Here is a 16,782-nt window from a genome sequence, read left to right as displayed (position 1 = left end):
AGGCCTTACTAGAACTAGAGCAGCACATGTTGTCTACGCTAAGCCAAAAAGTGGTTATTACATTGTTGACTATTATCAAACCCCTAGTCCAATTAAAGATCATATTGATTTTATCTGCTGATCCGGATAAACGCATTGCCTTATCGGCACTTTAACATTGTATGAATCAAGCGATAGATCATTATAAGGAGCAATTATTCACGTATAGTTAGCAACAGGGGCTTTACTCTTTAAAAAAGGAGTTTACAAAATATTCACAGGAGTTACAAGTATTCACGAGACTTGAACGAGTCGTTATTGCTCTTCATATTTTGTCTGTAATACCGTTTCCAAACGAAAAAAAGAATATGTTTATGGAGCAGCATGATAGAACTTTACTGTTGAATCATGTTACAGCTTTAGGAATTGATCTAAAAAATGAGGGTTTCCGCACGTTTTTTCAGCTCTTTTCGTCAGTGAAAATAAAGTTCTCTGAGAAAAGACAGTCAGGGCAAAGGCTCCCTATGAAAAAGACCCGGAAATCCGCAAGGTTCATTCTGCCGAAATCCAGATCTGATCAGGAATCGTTTTTTAATTAGACGATTTCAATACAAGCTTCGCCACAGCTTCCACATGAGCCGTCTGCGGAAACATATCCACAGGCTGAATATATTCGACGCGATAGTCCTTCGACAGCGCCTGCAAGTCTTTCGCCAGTGTGGAAGGATTGCAGGATACGTAGACGAAGCGTTTCGGTTTTACTTTTTTGATGGTATCTAAAAATGTTCCGTCGCAGCCCGTTCTCGGCGGGTCGACGATGACCACGTCTGGGCGGAAGCCTTCTTTCGTCCATTTCGGGAGCCAGTGTTCAGCTGTTCCTGTGACATATGCCGCGTTTTTGATGCCGTGTTTTTTGGCGTTCTTCTTCGCATCGTCAATTGATTCTTTAATGACGTCCATGCCGCGGATCTCTTTCGCCCCGCTTGAGACCCACATGCCGATCGTACCGACGCCGCAATATGCGTCAACGACTTTTTCTTTTCCGGTCAGCTGCGCCGCTTTTTTCACTTCGTCATACAGCTTGACCGTCTGCTCAGGGTTGAGCTGGAAGAAAGCGCGGGCGCTTAATTCAAATGACACGTCACCAAGTACCTCTTGAATGGCATGGCTTCCGGCCAGCGCTTTTGTTTTGTCCCCGAAAATGACGGATGTGCGCGCGCCGTTGATGTTTTGAATAATCGATTTCACTTCGGGCAGACGATTCTGAATGGCTTTGACGATCTCGTCTTTATTCGGAAGTGTCTCTTTCGCCGTGACAAGCACGACCTGCACTTCGCCTGTTTCAAAACCGACTCTCGTCACGATGGTGCGGACATCGCCTTTTTTGGTCCGTTCGTTATAAACAGATACGTTGTGTTTTTCCAATATGCGGCGGACAATACCCGTTGTTTTGTTCGTCGCCGGATGCTGGACAATGCATTCCTTAATCGGAACAATTTTATGGGAATCAAGTCCGTATAAGCCGGCAATGATGCTGCCGCTTTGCGAGCGTCCGACTTGAAACTGGCTTTTGTTCCGGTAATTCCACGGGTTGTCCATTCCGATCGTTTCTTTAATGTTCATTTCTTCAACATTGAATCTCGTATGACGTTCCAAAGACTGAATGACGATATCGCGCTTTTCGCGAAGCTGCTGACTGTAGGCCAGATGCTGAAGCTGGCAGCCGCCGCATTGATCGTATACCGGACAAGGCGGCGTGACGCGGTGTTCAGACGGCTTGCGGATTTTTTTGACGCGTGCTTCTGAAAATTTCGGCTGAACGTTTGTCGCTTCGGCAACGACTTCTTCGCCGGGCAGAGCGCCGGGAACGAAGACAACCTTTTTCTTAAAATAGCCGACGCCCTCTCCATTAATGCCGAGGCGTTTGATGGTCAGCGGAAATGTCTGTCCGATTTTCAATTCGGCAGGCGCCTTTTTTTGATGTTGATTCACGTTTTATTCTCTCCGTTTCTATAATAAAGCCATCCTCATGGGAAAACGGCTGATTTGAAATATCACATCTTTTCAGTATAACATGCAGCCGGCGGTTCCTTCATGTTTTTCACCGGAAGTTTCCAAAAAATACTCGGAAGCGATCAAATGCCATCGGTAAGCCATCTTGTTTTTATTCAATACTTCTCCACAAATACAAGGACGCGTAGCTTAAATACGGCGCCCATTCCCTGCTTACTTGAAGCATCAAGTCTTTTGACGGTTTATCCTCAAGGGCGAAGCGGCGTTTGACGGCGTTTTGCAGGCCGATATCTGCCAAAGGAAACAGATTCGGGCGGCCGAGGCCGAACATGAGGACGTTTTGGACGGTCCATGGCCCGATGCCTCTGATGGTGATCAGCTTTTTCATAATGTCTTCATCCGATAACTGGGGAAGTTCCGCAAGATTGAGCGCTCCGTCTGCAATCATCCGTGAAAGGTCAATCGCATATTCCGCTTTTCTCATGCTGAACTGAAGCTCCCGCAAGTCCTGATACTCAAGCGCCGCAATCGTTTTCGGCTCGGGGTAGCACCAGACGCCGTCTTTTTGTTCGCCGAAGGCATGGACGAACCGTTCCGTTAAGGTAAAAGCGAAGGACAGGTTGAGCTGCTGGTGGATGATGCATTTCATGAGACAGTTGTACACATCGTATTCCAGCACGAGCGGGGTTCCCGCATGCTCTTCAAAAAGCGCAGACAGATTTGTTTTTGAAAAATGATCAAGCACAGGCTGAAGCGGCTGCTCCCACTGAAAAATGTGTTTGATCCGTTCAATCATCTCCTCGCGGTCCGTTTCGCCGCTGACGAGGAAAACCGGATCTATGGCGGTGCCTTTCGCTTGAACCGTGATGACCGACAGTTTGCCGTCCCGTGTTCTGAGCGGAACTTTAATTGACCTTGCTGTAAGATCGACCGCATTCAGCGGATCGAGTGACAGCCTTTCAAGCACTTTATCAAAATGATACGGCGGCGTGACCGAAACCGTTTCCTCCCACATATGCTCCACCCCTTTTTGTCCAAGTATATCACGAAGCGTTCCGACGGCAATTCGTATACTTTTCTTCATAACGCCGCATGATATAATGGCAGGCGGAGGGTTGTTTATGATACATATAACCGCAATCACAACACATAATGAGATATTAGATAATATCCCCCTATCACGTACAGAACAACCGGACATCGCATGGTACTGGATTGATTTTTTCGGAGCCGAGATGCATGAAACCGAGCTGCTGCGGGATTATTTCCATTTTCATCCGCTCGCGATTGAGGATTGCTTTCAGCACATGCAGCGGCCGAAAATCGACCATTATGACGGCTACCGTTTTTATGTGCTCCACGCCTTGAACCCGGACACACTGGAAATGGAAGAGGTGGACATTTTTCAGTCCGACCGTTTCATCGTCAGCTTCCATCTGCACGAATCGCCCGGCATCTCGAGAGTAAGAGAACGGTTTTTCGCTTCTCCGGGGTTAGCCAAAAAAGGGCCCGGACACATAACGTATATGATTATGGATCAGCTTGTCGATGAATATTTCCCTGTGCTATACAAAATTGAAGACCGGCTGAATGAAATTGAAGACAGCAGAACACATAAATCTTACGGCACTTTAATGAATGAAGTGTTTGAATTGCGGACTGATCTTTTGAACCTGAGGCGGACGATCATTCCGATGCGCGATTTAATGTACCGGATTTTGAGTCTTGACCATGTAAAAGAAAGCCGTGAAACAAAAGCATATTTCAGCGATATTTACGACCACCTGTTAAAACTGGCTGAGCTGATCGAGTCAAACCGTGATATGACGTCAGATCTGCGGGACAGCTATGTGACGCTGAATTCAAACCGGATGAACGCCATCATGATGACGTTAACCATCGTCTCGACCATTTTTATTCCGCTCACATTCATCGCGGGAGTTTACGGCATGAATTTCGATAACATGCCTGAGCTTCATTGGAAATACGGGTATTTTATCGTTTTGGGCGTAATGGCCGCTCTTGTGGCCGCCATGCTGTTTTGGTTCGCCCGGAAAGGCTGGTTTAATATTTTCAAGTAAGAACGGCTGCCGGCTGTTCTTTTTTTTGTGAAAACATGATATGTTGGAAAAAAACGTAAAGAGGTGTGCGCCGTTACCATTCTTTCTCACAAAACCATTTCTTCCGCCCTTCTGCTTCTCAGTGTCATGTCCATTGCCCCGCTGTATAACGGCTGTACGATGTCTGATTACATCTTTGAGTCGCTCGGCTTTTCTTCTTGGTCTGAAGATGGAGCCCATATCTCCGTCATTCCCGGGGTTGTGCTATACTTTGCGGCGTTAATCTGGTGTGCCGCCTCGTTCAGACGGGCGCTTCCCGCTGAGGGGCTGTTTCTGATCTTTCTCAGCATGGGGGTCTCTTCCAGCATCAGTCCTGTCACTGAATATGCCGCTTTTTCCTTAAAACAGTTCGCGCCTGAAAGAAAGGCTGTCGAATATCTGAAGCACCTCAGTGAATGCAGTCATCTGATTGAGCGCAAAAAAGCGAGCATGAGCTGCACGATTTATATCAATTATTATGGAAAAGGGGAACAAACCATATCTGTCACACCTGATCTATCTGAGAACGTAAAGGGCGTCACATTTAAATCAAAAACATTCACTGTAAAGCCCCGGTCGAAAACAATCATCAAGACGCGTTTTACCGGCTTTTATAAAGGGAAAGCCGCATCAGACAGCGGATGGTCTTCAGAACCTGACCTAAAAGTTGCAAGCCTGCACACAGCAGAATAAACGTTTTGCATGTATAACGATGGAAAACATTTCATTGGAGGGTCTGCTAATGAAGATCGCCATCGTCGGACTCGGCAATATGGGACGCCCCATCGCCGAAAATATAATGAAAGCCGGATACAGTCTGACTGTCTATAACCGGACGAAAGAAAAAGCGGCTGATCTGCTGGAGAAAGGGGCCGAATATGCCAAAACGCCCCGTCAGGCAGCTGAACATGCGGACATTGTGCTGTCAATGCTGTCGGACGATGAAGCCGTAACAGGTGTGACTTTCGGGGCTGACGGCATTATTGCCGGGTTATCTGAAAACGACATTCATATTTCAATGAGCACCATCAGCACGGCGCTGTCAGAACAGCTTTCCGCTGCGCATTCGAGCAGAGGACAGTCCTTTATTGCCGCTCCCGTCCTCGGCCGTCCCGATGCGGCTGAGAAGGCCGAGCTCCGCATCATCACAGCCGGTCCTCAGGAAGCGAAGAAAAAGGCCGAACCGCTGTTTAAAAGCCTGAGTCACAAGTATTTGACACCGGTGAAGAAACCAAAACAGCCAACGCGGCCAAAATCAGCATCAATTTCTTGCTCGTTTCTATGCTGGAAGCGTTATCTGAATCATTCTTAATGATGGAGAAGTACGGCTTGGAACAAAAACAATTTTTAGAAATCGCCAACGCGCTCTTTGGCTCTCCCGTCTATCAAAATTACGGAACCATTATGTCCGAGCAGAAATTCGAACCGGCCGGTTTCAAAATGTCTTTAGGCCTGAAAGATACCAATCTGGCGCTTGCCGCCGCAGAACAGGTTGCCGCAAAACTCCCTCTTGCCGAGCTGGCCAAGAGCCATTTTGAAAGCGGGGTCGAACAAGGCTTCGGGGATCTGGATTGGGCCGCTTTGATTAAATGCCTGAAATAACAAAACACCTCTCCATTAGCAGGAGAGGTGTTTTTTACAAGCGCGGCAGCTTCATTTCTTTCTCAAACATAAGGTCATCAATGCTTTTAAATGTGTATCCTTCTTTTTTCAAATCGGTAATCGCATCGTCCAGAGCTTCTGAATTGTCCTTTGAAACGGTGTGGAGAAGGTAGATCGCGCCGGGATGCGCCTGCTTGATCATGTGATCGTAGGCGTATTTTTTCCCTTTCTGCTCCTTAACCTTCCAATCGACAAATGCGACGGACCAGAAAACGGTTTGATATCCGAGGCGCTTCGTTTCCTTCAGGACATATTCACTGAATACGCCGCGCGGCGGACGAAGATACAGGTTGTCCCGCTTTCCGGTGATGTTGTAAACAGCTTCCGTGACGGAATCGAGTTCGTCCTGAATCTGATCACCCGTTTTTGTCGTCAGATCAGGATGATGAAAAGAATGATTGCCGATAATATGGCCTTCCTTTGACATCCGCTTAATCAAATCAGGCTGCTCTTTTACAAAATGGCCTGTGACAAAAAAAGTGCCCGTGACATGATGTTTCTTTAACACATCAAGCACCTTCGGGGTGTATCCATTTTCATATCCGTTATCAAACGTTAAATAAATGGTCTTTTCTTTCGTATTGCCTAAATAAAAGGCATCATATTTTTTGACCAGATTGTCCAGCTGCTTGCCGGCATCCGGCGGCTGATGATTGACGCTGCGTTTAAATCCCCAGTTTATCCGCTCATTCGGCACGGCCTCTGCGCTGTTTATGCCTCCCGCAAGTAAAACGGCCATGCAGCAAATTGAACAAAACCATTTCATGCACAGCACTCCTTCTGCATTTTTCCTTATTTTGCAGTAGGCTCTCCCCTTTTATACAGCCGCATTATGGAAAGAGAAAAACCCCGGCAGATGCCGGGGTTTATTCCCAATCCTTTTTAAACCGTTCGTATTTTGCTTCCAGATCATCAAGCATGCCGATGAGCCGGTCTATATCTTCAACGTCCGTTGATTCAGGGTCTAACGAATCAATGACATTCATAAACATATCGAGTCTGTTCTTCAAGTAATCGAGCTGCTGATCTTTGCTGTTTACTGCATTCCCCATACTTCCACTCCATTCATTTTTTATAATGGTAGCGTATTTTTTGCCGTTTTTCAATGGTTCCGCTACTTGCGATCTTGACAGATCAGGTCTAAAATTAACAGTTGGCAGACATTAGTATGCCCATTTATAAAGGAGTTAGATAGTCATGACACAAAACACAGCACTGCGTCCGATCACACCGGAGTACGACCCTTGGGAAGCGTACATGGATGTGGACCAGTATGGAGATATGAAACTGACGAACGTTGAATTCACAACGACGACCTTGTGTAATATGAGATGCGAGCATTGCGCTGTCGGATACACGCTTCAGCCGAAAGACCCGAATGCGCTGCCGATCGACCTTTTATTAAAGCGGCTCGAAGAAATTCCTCTGTTACGCTCCATCAGCATTACGGGCGGCGAACCGATGCTTTCGCTGAAATCGGTAAAGGAATATGTCGTCCCGCTTTTGAAATATGCGCATGAACGCGGTGTGCGCACACAGATCAATTCAAACCTGACGCTTGATATCGGGCGCTATGAACGGATTATTCCTTATTTGGACGTCCTTCACATTTCCCACAACTGGGGAACGGTCGAGGACTTTGCCGACATCGGATTTGCGATGATGGAGAAGAAACCGACATTTGAACAGCGGGCGCGCTATTTTGACAAAATGATTGAAAACAGCCGCACGCTGGTTGAGGCAGGCGTCATGGTTTCGGCGGAGACGATGCTGAACAAGCGCACGCTGCCGCATATCGAACATATTCACCGACAGATTACGGAAGAAATGAAATGCCAGCGGCACGAAGTCCATCCGATGTATCCGAGTGATTTCGCCAGCGCGCTTGAATCACTGAGCCTGAAAGACATGAGACAGGCCATTCATCATCTGCTCGACATTCGCGATGAAGAGACATGGATGCTGTTCGGCACGCTGCCGTTTTACGCATGCAGCCCTGATGAAGAAGACCAGAAGCTGCTCCGCCGCCTGCGGGAAGCGAAAAACGTTACGGTGCGAAACGACCCTGACGGCCGCTCACGCCTGAATGTCAACATTTTTGACGGAAATATCATTGTGACGGATTTCGGCGATACACCGCCGCTCGGCAATATTAAAACAGACAGCCTTCCTGAAGCGTATGACAAGTGGAGACAGACGAAGCTGAGCAAAGAGCTGAACTGCCGCTGCTCAAACGTGCGGTGCCTCGGCCCAAACGTCCTTGTCAAAAACAGTTATTATCAGGAGACAGATTTTTCATTACGCAAAGCCAGAGGTTAACAGTAGATGGAAATGACAATTACAGATATTTTTAAAAGCAAAGTGGTTGAGATCATCATCGTCGCTCTCGTGCTTTACGCCGGTGTTTTTCTGATCAACCGCTTTGTACAGGTGTTATTTAAACGCACTGATTTCCTGGAGGAACGGAAAGGAAAGACAATCGAAAGCCTCGTCCGGTCCATCACCCAGTATACGGCGACGATCGGTTTTATCTTTTACGTCATTTCATTATTTGTTCATGATTTCGGGCGAATTTTAGCCGGGGCGGGGGTTGCCGGTATCGTCATCGGTTTCGGAGCCCAGTCTTTAATCAAGGACATTTTGGCCGGTGTATTTTTAATATACGAACGCCAGCTGCATAAAGGCGATTACGTGACGATTAATAATCTGTTCAACGGCACAGTTGAAGAAATCGGACTCCGTTCCTTGCAGATCCGTGAGTTCTCCGGCAAGCTGCTTACCATTTCAAATGGTGAGGTCAGACAGCTTCAGAACTATAACATTGATTTTATGCGGATTACCGAGTCTGTCGTGATCAGCTATAAGGAAGACCCCGAGCGGGTATATGCCATCTTAGAAAAAGCCTGTGACATGCTCAATGATGAACTTCGCGATTCACTGAAACGGGATGAATTTCTAAATGCGGCGGAGCCGTTTCAAGTGCATGGAATCATGAGCCTGAACAAATTGACGAGAGGCATTGAATTTACCGTTAAAGGCATGGTTCAAGACAAAGAATACTTCTCGGCAAGCCTTGCGGTGAGGCGCGTTCTTGCCCGGGAGCTGTACAACAACAATGTGCAATTGCTTGAGGAGATGTATTATACAGAAAAAAGCTGATTCCCAAACCGGAATCAGCTTTTTCATTTATCTCGGCTGCGCTGTAATTTGAAAGCCGAATGTGACATGGTCCTGCACCGGAATCCAAGCGCCGATTCCTTGCGAGGTTACATTTTTGACGACAAGTTTCCGCTTGCTGCCTTTCAGCACCAAATACACTTCGCCGTATGTTACTTTTCCTTTTTCATTAACGGCCGGGGCATAGGCGTGTAAATAGCCGAGCCGCCGCGGAGAAATTTTATAGGTTTGATCGCGTTTTGTGCCTGCGCCGATGACTGTTTCAAATGCAAGCGGCAGTTTTGTTTTCTTCATCGCTTTTTGCATCATCATGCTTTTTACATCTTCTGCGTTCGGCACTTTTGCTGTGAGCCCGCCTTTGATTTTGTATTGCTGTTCTTGTGCGTATGAAATTTCCGCGGCTTGCTGCCCGCCCCGATTATCCGCTCTGTTTGTGTTGATTTTTTTATATTCCCAGTTGGCGACCGTTTCGTTCGACTGATAACCGAGCGCCCATTTCCCGAGAAATATTTTCGCCCGGTATCCGATGGCGAGCGGCGAACCGGAAACCGTGGTTTCATTCAGCATTTTAATCAGATGCGGATTTTCGATGTTGATCTCTGATGTATCTAACAATTCCTTTGCCAGTTTGCTCGGCTGAAGCATCGGCTGGTCCTGTGAAGCATTCGGATACGTATTTTCCTTTGAAATGCTTACGACAGAGTTGGGAACCTTAAACGGTTTCTTTGCACCGGCAGACGGCGTTGCGAAAATACTAAAGGATAACAGCAGAATCATTGTGGCATGAAACAGCTTTCTCATCATATCACTCTTTCTATAGCATTTTCCTTTAGTCTTTTCCTCCGCAATCGTTGTTATCCGCATTTTTTTACAGGTTAAAGCAGGAAAAATCCGATCGCCATAATGACATAAGCCGCAAGGAGCGTAGCCCCTTCAAACCAGTTCGAATCACCGTCATTTGAAATCATCGTCATCAAAAGGACGGATGATATCATCGCGACAAGCTCAGGCAATGTGAATACAAGCGGCATATTGACCGGGAAAAAGACGGAACAGATCACAAGCACCGGGGCCACAAACATGGCGATCTGCAAAGTCGATCCGACCGCGATTTCAACGGCGACATCCATTTTGTCTTTGTACGCCATAATGATGGCCGACGCATGTTCTGCGGCATTTCCGACGATTGCGACGATAATCACTCCGATAAACAGCTCGCTCCAGCCGAACTGTTCAGCCACCGCATGAAACGTATTGACGAGATTTTCAGATATGTAGGCGACGATAATGGTTGCGATAAATAAGACGGCTGTCGCTCGTTTCCCAGACCACTCAGGCTGCTCCTCTTCTTCCTTGGCCTCCGGCTGGTTCGGCTGATAAACACCGCGGTGAGTGACGAGCTTGAAATAAAGAGCCGCCACGTACAAAAGGATCATGATGATGCTGATGCCGACACTTAAATTAAGCTTGCTTTTTTCCCCCATATCCATGGAAAACACTTCGGGAATGACAAAAGCTACGATAATGGCAAATATCAGCAGGCCTGAATTATGCCGGGCATCATGAATATTGAATTCCTGCCGCTTGTATTTCAAACCGCCGATAAAAAACGACAAACCCGCGACGAGCAGAAGATTGCCGAGGACCGAACCGGTCAGTGACGCAAGCACGATGCCCGTCAGCCCTTCCTTTAAGGCAAAAAGCGATATAATCAGCTCTACCGCATTTCCGAACGTGGCATTCAGCAGGCCGCCGATCCGCGGACCCGCGATAATGGCAAGAGATTCAGTCGCTCTTCCCATATAACTTGCAAGCGCAATAATCGTCAAGCAATAAATAATAAACAAAACAGCTGACGGCCAGTGTATCAGGCTTCCGATAACTGAAAGCGGCACCCCCGCCGCAGCCGTAAAGAAAAAAATCCGATTCATATTCAGCGTGGCTCCTTTTTCGAATGAGTCTTTTTTATCCTTCTCAAAAACTCCCTCAATTACACTTCCGGAGAAACCTAAATTGGCATTTTCAGGTTGCCGGACGCGAAAAATCCGTGTGCGATCAAAACAGATACTGAAGAAGGAGAAAATACGCGATGTCACGACTGTACTTCTTTATTTTGGTTCTGCTTGTTTCCATCTCCGGTTTTTCCCAAGGCATGCTGCTGCCGGTGATTTCCGTCATTTTTGAAACGAACGGAGAATCAGCCGCCATAAACGGCCTTCACGCAACCGGCCTGTATATCGGCGTGCTTCTTGCGTCGCCGTTTATGGAAGCGCCGCTGAGAAAGCTCGGATACAAACCCCTGATGGTAACGGGCGGATTTCTTGTCATCATCAGCTTATTCAGTTTTATTTGGCTTCAATCCATATGGATATGGTTTTTTCTGCGGCTGCTTATCGGAATCGGCGATCATATGCTGCATTTTTCAACCCAAACGTGGGTGACTTCAAAGTCAACGCCTCAAAACAGAGGAAGAAACATTTCGCTGTACGGGCTGTCCTTCGGGCTTGGATTCGCTGTCGGTCCGTTCATGGTTCCTCTTGTGAAAACAAGTCCGTCCCTTCCGTTTATCGTATCCGGCTGTATCAGTCTTGCCGCCTGGCTGTTTGTGTTTGTCTTACGTAATGAGTACCCGCCGCAAGGTCCGGATGAAACATCCGGGGACAACAGCGCAAAACGTTTTTACCGCGCCGTTCTTTTCGGCTGGGTCGCTTTTCTTCCGGCTTTCGGCTATGGCTTTTTAGAAACGGCGCTGAACGGAAGCTTCCCCGTGTACGCCCTGCGCTTAGGCATATCCGTTGATGCCGTCGCGCTGATATTGCCCGCTTTCGCCATCGGAAGTATTGTATTCCAGTTTCCGCTTGGTTTATTAAGCGATCGGTTTGGGAGAAAACGTGTCCTGCTCGTCATTTTACTGATGGGCGCCCTGTGTTTTATGACGGCCGGATTGTTTCCGTCGCCTGCCGTTATCGGCGGCTGCTTTTTCATGGCGGGGATGGCGGTCGGCAGTATGTTTTCCCTCGGTATCAGCTATATGAGCGACCTGCTACCGTCCCATCTGCTTCCGGCGGGCAATCTGCTCTGCGGCATTTCCTTCAGCCTCGGCAGCATGATCGGGCCGGTGGCGGGCGGCTGGTATATGCAGCGGTTTGAAAGCGCCAATTTGTTTTATTTTATTACGGTGATCCTGATCTGTATTTGGCTTGCGCTCGTCTTCGGAAAAACAAAGCACAGCCCTGCATCTGAATCCCATTCTTTTCCGGTCTCATAAAAAAAGCCGCCTGTTCCAGACCAGGCGGCTTCTTTCTAGTGGTATCCGTTCTGCCCGTTCGCGCTTCCGCTTGTTTTATTCTTCGGGCCGTTTTTTGAGTTTTGTTTATTATGGCTTCCGCCTTTTTTCGTATGCTTGGTCATAATCGGTTCCCCTCCGTTTTCAGCTTGAACGTCATCCGTTCCTCTATAGCTTGCTCCCGCGGTAGGGATTTTCATCAGGAAGCTTTTTACGTTTATGTAAAAGCGCGTTGATTTCTCCTCCTAAAATCAGCAGTGTTCCCGTCAGGTAAAACCAAATCATAAGGACGATAATTCCCCCGATGCTCCCGTATGTGGCGCTGTAGTTGGCAAAGGTGCCGACGTAAAATGAGAACAGCATACTGACGATAATCCAGCCGGCTGCCGCAAATACGGCTCCCGGCAGCACAAAGCGGAGGGAAAGCCTTTTATTCGGCGCAAAAATGTAAAGCGCCGTGAACACGATTAAAAGGATAAGCGGACTGATACCCCAGCGGACAACCGACCACACCTTCAAAAACAGGCCGGGGGCGCCAATAAAATCTGCAGCCAGCAGTCCGATTTCTCTGCCGAACACCGGCAGAAGCAGTGCGATTAAAATCGTAACCACCATCGCGATAGTTAAAAAAATTGAGGTCAGGCGAAGGATAATAAATGAGCGGTTTTCTTCGACTTCGTAGGCATGGTTAAATGCTCTGACAATCGCATTCATACCGTTGGAAGCCGACCAGATGACGGCGATAATCCCGAATGACAAAAGCCCGCCGCTGCGTTTGTTCAGCGTTTGCTCCGTAATGGATTTCACCATGGACATGGCGCTGTCGGGCGCGTATTGATCGACTGCGCCGAGCACGTCTTCTGCCGATATGGGAAGATAGGCGGTGAGCGTCAGTATGAAAATGATTAACGGAAACAATGACAGCAGAAAAAAATACGCCAGCTCCGCCGATTTACTTTGTCCTTCATGCAGAGAAAACCTTGCAAACAGCTCCTTCATAAAACTCATGACATCCCACCTCAATGATCGTTTTTCGAAAAATGCTCCTTCGTTTCTTTTAACAGCTCAATGACCTGCGGTGTTGTCTGCTTCAGCTTAGAGATCTGACTGTTTAAAAAACTCAGATCGTCCGATACGGTATTGGCGATGTTTTTCACTTGATCCATTTTTGCAGAAGCCTCCTGTTTCAGGGCTTCAGGATTTTTCCGGTAAAATGCTGCACGCTGCCTGCACGCGTCCATATTCCGGAAACATGCTTCTCTTGTCGGCTTATGTAATAATGACAGTGCTCCGCCGGCGGCAGCGCCGATCAGAATCGCTTTTGCCATGAAGCGTGTTTGTTTCATCGGTCAATCCCCCTTATAAATGATGGTCTTTTTTAATTGTGTCCAGCAAATGACGGTATCCCGACTCGATCAACGCGTACACCTCGCTGAAATTCCCGGTATAGTACGGATCGGGCACGTCCGCAAGATCCGACTCCGGTACATAATCAAGCAGCCTTGCGATACGCGGCACCTCTTTTTTATAACCGGCCATGCTGCGCAGATGTCCGATATTTTCAGCATCCATCGCAATGACGTAATCGAAATCGGTCAGATCAGACTCACGGACCTGCCTTGCCGTGATGCCGCTTGTGCTGATCCCTTTCTCCTTTAGAATCTCCTCTGTCCCTTCATGCGGCGGATTTCCCGCATGCCAGGCGCCGATTCCCGCTGAATCAATCTTAATCTGATCTTCCAGCCCGTTTTTCTTTACCATATCAGAAAATACCGCCTCTGCCATAGGCGACCGGAAAATATTTCCCAGACAGACAAACAGAACATGTACCATATCGTAACCTCCCTATTCTTTCCCCATATTTTGAGGATCAAAAACCTTATCATCATCTTAGCAACTTTTCTGCGGCTGTGGAAATATGCTTTTATTCTAAATGAATTCTGTTAGAATAAAGGATACGAAAACGGTCATGAAAGGATGCATGAATTTGCCGAGCCAACAAACAGAAACGTTAAACAAGATGATTGAAGACATTTCGCAGAAGCTCAATATGCTCAATGTCGGCGTCATCAAAGCGGAAGATTTCAGTGATGAAAAAATAGAAGATCTTACATATCTTCATCAAATGGTCATGAAAAAGGAATCATTCAGCCCGAGTGAAATGCAGGCCATTGCCCAGGAGCTCGCCTCTCTCAGAAAATAAACCCATGTCAGACCTGCCGAAAACGGCGGGTCTTTTTGAATTAAAAAAGTGAAAAATAAAAGTTCATCGGTTTGACACATATAAAAAGAAGGAGTATAGTAACTGTGAACTTGGTATAACGATATACTAAATGAGCGGGCCGCTTATATTTTTTTATTTAGTAGAACGATATACTTGATTGGTATCAGCGTTACGCGAGTATATCCGTTTGTCTCTGCAGCCGTTTTATCAAACCAGTTTTCAGAGAAAGGCAGTGGTTCAATAAAGGGGAATGGTTCTAGGCTTTTATCAGTTTAAAAAATAAATTAATTCTTTATTAACCGCATTAGGGGATGTCATCATGAAAAACATATACACCAAAATGGCAGCGGGTCTTTATATCAACTATTTCCTGCTGGGCATGATCAATATTATTATCGCATCCAATATGGAGGCATTATCAAAACAGCTTCATACATCAGCAGCCGGAGTCAGCTATTTGGTCTCCGCCATCGGAATCGGGAAGCTGATTTCGCTTCTGTTTGCCGGAAAGCTCTCGGATACATTCGGGAGACGGCCGTTTATCGTGGCGGGCGCATTTCTGTATCTGATTTTCTTAATCGGAATTCCGCTTTCGACAAGCTATACGGCCGCGTTTATCTTCGCCATTTTCGCAGGGATCGCAAATTCCTTTTTGGATTCCGGGACATATCCTGCTCTTATTGAAGGATTTCCGAAAAACGCAAGCTCTGCAACCGTGTTAATCAAAGCGTTTGTATCCATCGGCGCGACGGTGCTGCCGTTTTTTATCGCATTTATTGCGGACAGACATTTGTTTTACGGCTGGACTTTTTTCGTGCCGGGCATCATTTTCTTCCTGAACGGCTTTTTCCTGCTGAAGGTGCCGTTTCCGAATCATAAGCAAAAAGACGACGGCGGCCTGACGGAAGCCTTTCCGCCGGATGACACGTTCAAATCACAGCCGTCGATATGGCGCGAAGGACTTGCCATTATTTTGTTAGGCTTTTCATCTACGGCGCTGTTTATGCTCGTTCAAGTATGGCTTCCTAAGTTCGGACAATCCGTTTTGGGCATGCCGGAGGTGCAAGCCGTTAAGTTGCTTAGCTATTACAGCATCGGGGCGCTTGTGTCTGTGTTATTGTTGGCCGTGCTGTTAAACAGAGTGATTCAGCCGATTACGGTAATGGTGCTGTACCCGGTGATCGCGGCAATCGCGCTGCTTGCTTTGATTTTCATTCATCAGCTGGCCGTATCGGTCATCAGCTCCTTTGTCATCGGTCTTTCAACTGCGGGTATTCTGCAATTGGCGATGACGGTTATGGCTGTTTTATTCCCTAAAAATAAAGGTACCATCACATCTTTTGTTAATATAGCATCAAGCTTATCTTTTATTGTCATTCCGCTTGTAACGGGAGCGATATCCAAAGCGGCCGGCCTGACCCCTGTTTTTCTGCTAGATATCGGAATTGCGGCTGTCAGCGCACTTCTCGCATTGTTTATCGGAATCCGCTTTAAGCAAGTGATGAAAGCCTGACTATTTTTTAAGGGAGAGGATTTATCATGCATACTATTACAATCAAAAACACGGTTATCGGCGAAGGCCTTCCGAAGATCATTGTGCCGCTGATGGCAGCCGGAGAGAAAGAGCTTCTTGAAGAAATGGAAGCCGTTAATAAGCTTCACCCGGATATCATTGAGTGGCGGGCGGATGTTTACGAGCATGTTGACAGCCTGGACGCCGTAAAAGACATGCTTGAAAAATTGCGGAAAGCCGCAGGCGAAACACCGCTGCTTTTCACCTTCAGAAGCCATAAAGAAGGCGGAAATAAAGTCATTGACGGCCGCTTTTACATTGAATTGCTCAAAACCGCAATCGAAACAAAACACATTGACCTTATAGACGTTGAATTGTTTACAGGCGATGCCGAGGTCAAATCAATTGTAAAAACCGCTGAAGAAAACGGCGTATATGTCATCATGTCCAATCATGATTTTCATCAGACACCGAAAAAAGAGGAAATCATTTCCCGGCTGCGCAAAATGCAGGCGTATGGCGCGCATATTCCGAAAATCGCGGTGATGCCGCAAAGCACTGAAGATGTTTTCGTCTTATTGGATGCCACACACACGATGAAAACACAATTCGCAGACCGGCCGATCATCACGATGTCCATGGCAGGCACGGGCCTGATCAGCCGCCTGGCCGGCGAAGTCTTCGGCTCGGCATGCACGTTCGGCGCGGGCAAAGAAGCATCAGCGCCCGGACAGATTCCCGTTGATGAATTGCGCAGTGTACTCAGCATTTTAAATAAAAATATGTAATCAGCGTTTTTCTTCCCCCGAGCGGGATGAAAAACAGATGA

General features: G+C 47.1%; 18 protein-coding genes and 1 pseudogene. 9 read left to right on the top strand and 10 right to left on the bottom strand.

Annotation, left to right across the window (positions count from 1 at the left end; all coding sequences use genetic code 11):
• Nucleotides 1-570: 570 nt before the first annotated feature.
• Both rlmD and ACW5MY_RS04225 read right to left on the bottom strand, forming a co-directional pair.
• Entirely contained in the window at nt 571-1,971 is a 1,401-nt protein-coding gene (rlmD, locus tag ACW5MY_RS04230) for a 23S rRNA (uracil(1939)-C(5))-methyltransferase RlmD (protein WP_013351402.1), read from the bottom strand.
• A gap of 172 nt (nt 1,972-2,143) precedes the next feature.
• Nucleotides 2,144-3,007: a DNA-3-methyladenine glycosylase family protein gene (locus ACW5MY_RS04225; RefSeq protein WP_013351401.1), complete on the bottom strand. Its 864-nt coding sequence runs from the start codon at nt 3,005-3,007 to the stop codon at nt 2,144-2,146.
• Between the two features lie 106 nt (nt 3,008-3,113).
• On the opposite strand from ACW5MY_RS04225, the gene corA reads away from it, so the two are divergent.
• The 3 genes and pseudogenes from corA to ACW5MY_RS04210 all read left to right on the top strand — a co-directional run bounded on the left by corA (nt 3,114) and on the right by ACW5MY_RS04210 (nt 5,693).
• Nucleotides 3,114-4,073, top strand: a complete 960-nt coding sequence (corA, locus tag ACW5MY_RS04220) for a magnesium/cobalt transporter CorA (protein WP_013351400.1) — start codon at nt 3,114-3,116, stop codon at nt 4,071-4,073.
• Nucleotides 4,074-4,136: 63 nt separating this feature from the next.
• Entirely contained in the window at nt 4,137-4,784 is a 648-nt protein-coding gene (locus ACW5MY_RS04215) for a hypothetical protein (protein WP_013351399.1), read from the top strand.
• Nucleotides 4,785-4,833: 49 nt separating this feature from the next.
• Nucleotides 4,834-5,693 (top strand): annotated as a pseudogene (locus tag ACW5MY_RS04210) (NAD(P)-dependent oxidoreductase).
• 34 nt (nt 5,694-5,727) lie between these two features.
• Here the strand turns inward: ACW5MY_RS04210 and pdaA are convergent.
• Together pdaA and ACW5MY_RS04200 are read right to left on the bottom strand one after the other, a co-directional pair.
• Nucleotides 5,728-6,519 (bottom strand): delta-lactam-biosynthetic de-N-acetylase, encoded by a 792-nt coding sequence (gene pdaA, locus ACW5MY_RS04205; RefSeq protein ID WP_013351396.1) that lies wholly within the window; start codon nt 6,517-6,519, stop codon nt 5,728-5,730.
• 100 nt (nt 6,520-6,619) lie between these two features.
• A complete protein-coding gene (locus ACW5MY_RS04200; RefSeq protein ID WP_003155558.1) occupies nt 6,620-6,805 on the bottom strand; it encodes an SE1561 family protein in 186 nt (61 codons plus the stop codon).
• A gap of 145 nt (nt 6,806-6,950) precedes the next feature.
• On the opposite strand from ACW5MY_RS04200, the gene yfkAB reads away from it, so the two are divergent.
• Together yfkAB and ACW5MY_RS04190 are read left to right on the top strand one after the other, a co-directional pair.
• Nucleotides 6,951-8,072 carry a radical SAM/CxCxxxxC motif protein YfkAB gene (gene yfkAB, locus ACW5MY_RS04195; RefSeq protein WP_061573678.1) on the top strand — a complete coding sequence of 374 codons (1,122 nt, stop codon included), beginning with the start codon at nt 6,951-6,953 and terminating at the stop codon, nt 8,070-8,072.
• A 6-nt stretch (nt 8,073-8,078) separates the two neighbouring features.
• Nucleotides 8,079-8,912 (top strand): mechanosensitive ion channel family protein, encoded by an 834-nt coding sequence (locus ACW5MY_RS04190; RefSeq protein ID WP_013351393.1) that lies wholly within the window; start codon nt 8,079-8,081, stop codon nt 8,910-8,912.
• A 27-nt stretch (nt 8,913-8,939) separates the two neighbouring features.
• Here ACW5MY_RS04190 and ACW5MY_RS04185 read toward each other — a convergent pair whose 3' ends face one another.
• Both ACW5MY_RS04185 and cax read right to left on the bottom strand, forming a co-directional pair.
• A complete protein-coding gene (locus tag ACW5MY_RS04185) occupies nt 8,940-9,734 on the bottom strand; it encodes a YfkD famly protein (RefSeq protein ID WP_088030488.1) in 795 nt (264 codons plus the stop codon).
• 71 nt (nt 9,735-9,805) lie between these two features.
• The gene (gene cax / locus ACW5MY_RS04180) at nt 9,806-10,861 is read right to left on the bottom strand and encodes a calcium/proton exchanger (RefSeq protein ID WP_013351391.1); all 1,056 of its coding nucleotides are present in this window, start codon (nt 10,859-10,861) and stop codon (nt 9,806-9,808) included.
• 158 nt (nt 10,862-11,019) lie between these two features.
• Here cax and ACW5MY_RS04175 point away from each other — a divergent pair, with 158 nt between their 5' ends.
• Complete coding sequence (locus ACW5MY_RS04175; protein ID WP_013351390.1) at nt 11,020-12,198, top strand: MFS transporter; 1,179 nt, start codon at nt 11,020-11,022, stop codon at nt 12,196-12,198.
• 35 nt (nt 12,199-12,233) lie between these two features.
• Here the strand turns inward: ACW5MY_RS04175 and ACW5MY_RS04170 are convergent, their stop codons facing one another.
• Genes ACW5MY_RS04170 through ACW5MY_RS04155 form a run of 4 tightly spaced genes read right to left on the bottom strand, consistent with a single transcriptional unit; the run spans nt 12,234 to nt 14,049 of the window.
• Nucleotides 12,234-12,416 carry a hypothetical protein gene (locus ACW5MY_RS04170; protein ID WP_142746853.1) on the bottom strand — a complete coding sequence of 61 codons (183 nt, stop codon included), beginning with the start codon at nt 12,414-12,416 and terminating at the stop codon, nt 12,234-12,236.
• Nucleotides 12,385-13,224, bottom strand: coding sequence for a YihY family inner membrane protein (locus ACW5MY_RS04165; RefSeq protein ID WP_013351389.1), 840 nt, complete (start codon nt 13,222-13,224; stop codon nt 12,385-12,387). Before ACW5MY_RS04165 ends, ACW5MY_RS04170 begins: the two co-directional genes overlap by 32 nt.
• Before the next feature lie 11 nt (nt 13,225-13,235).
• Nucleotides 13,236-13,562 carry a hypothetical protein gene (locus ACW5MY_RS04160; protein ID WP_013351388.1) on the bottom strand — a complete coding sequence of 109 codons (327 nt, stop codon included), beginning with the start codon at nt 13,560-13,562 and terminating at the stop codon, nt 13,236-13,238.
• A 13-nt stretch (nt 13,563-13,575) separates the two neighbouring features.
• On the bottom strand, nt 13,576-14,049 hold the full coding sequence (locus ACW5MY_RS04155) for a low molecular weight protein-tyrosine-phosphatase (protein WP_462061670.1): 474 nt from the start codon (nt 14,047-14,049) through the stop codon (nt 13,576-13,578).
• Between the two features lie 154 nt (nt 14,050-14,203).
• Between ACW5MY_RS04155 and ACW5MY_RS04150 the strand changes: the two genes are divergently transcribed.
• From ACW5MY_RS04150 to aroD, 3 genes are all read left to right on the top strand, one after another.
• A complete protein-coding gene (locus ACW5MY_RS04150) occupies nt 14,204-14,419 on the top strand; it encodes a DUF1128 domain-containing protein (RefSeq protein ID WP_013351386.1) in 216 nt (71 codons plus the stop codon).
• 340 nt (nt 14,420-14,759) lie between these two features.
• Nucleotides 14,760-15,953 carry an MFS transporter gene (locus tag ACW5MY_RS04145; RefSeq protein ID WP_289394209.1) on the top strand — a complete coding sequence of 398 codons (1,194 nt, stop codon included), beginning with the start codon at nt 14,760-14,762 and terminating at the stop codon, nt 15,951-15,953.
• A 26-nt stretch (nt 15,954-15,979) separates the two neighbouring features.
• A complete protein-coding gene (aroD, locus tag ACW5MY_RS04140) occupies nt 15,980-16,741 on the top strand; it encodes a type I 3-dehydroquinate dehydratase (protein WP_013351384.1) in 762 nt (253 codons plus the stop codon).
• The last annotated feature ends 41 nt before the right edge of the window (nt 16,742-16,782 follow it).

The sequence above is a fragment of the Bacillus sp. Bwzl_19 genome, assembly GCF_054900515.1.
This window is presented reverse-complemented; position numbering and strand designations above follow the sequence as displayed.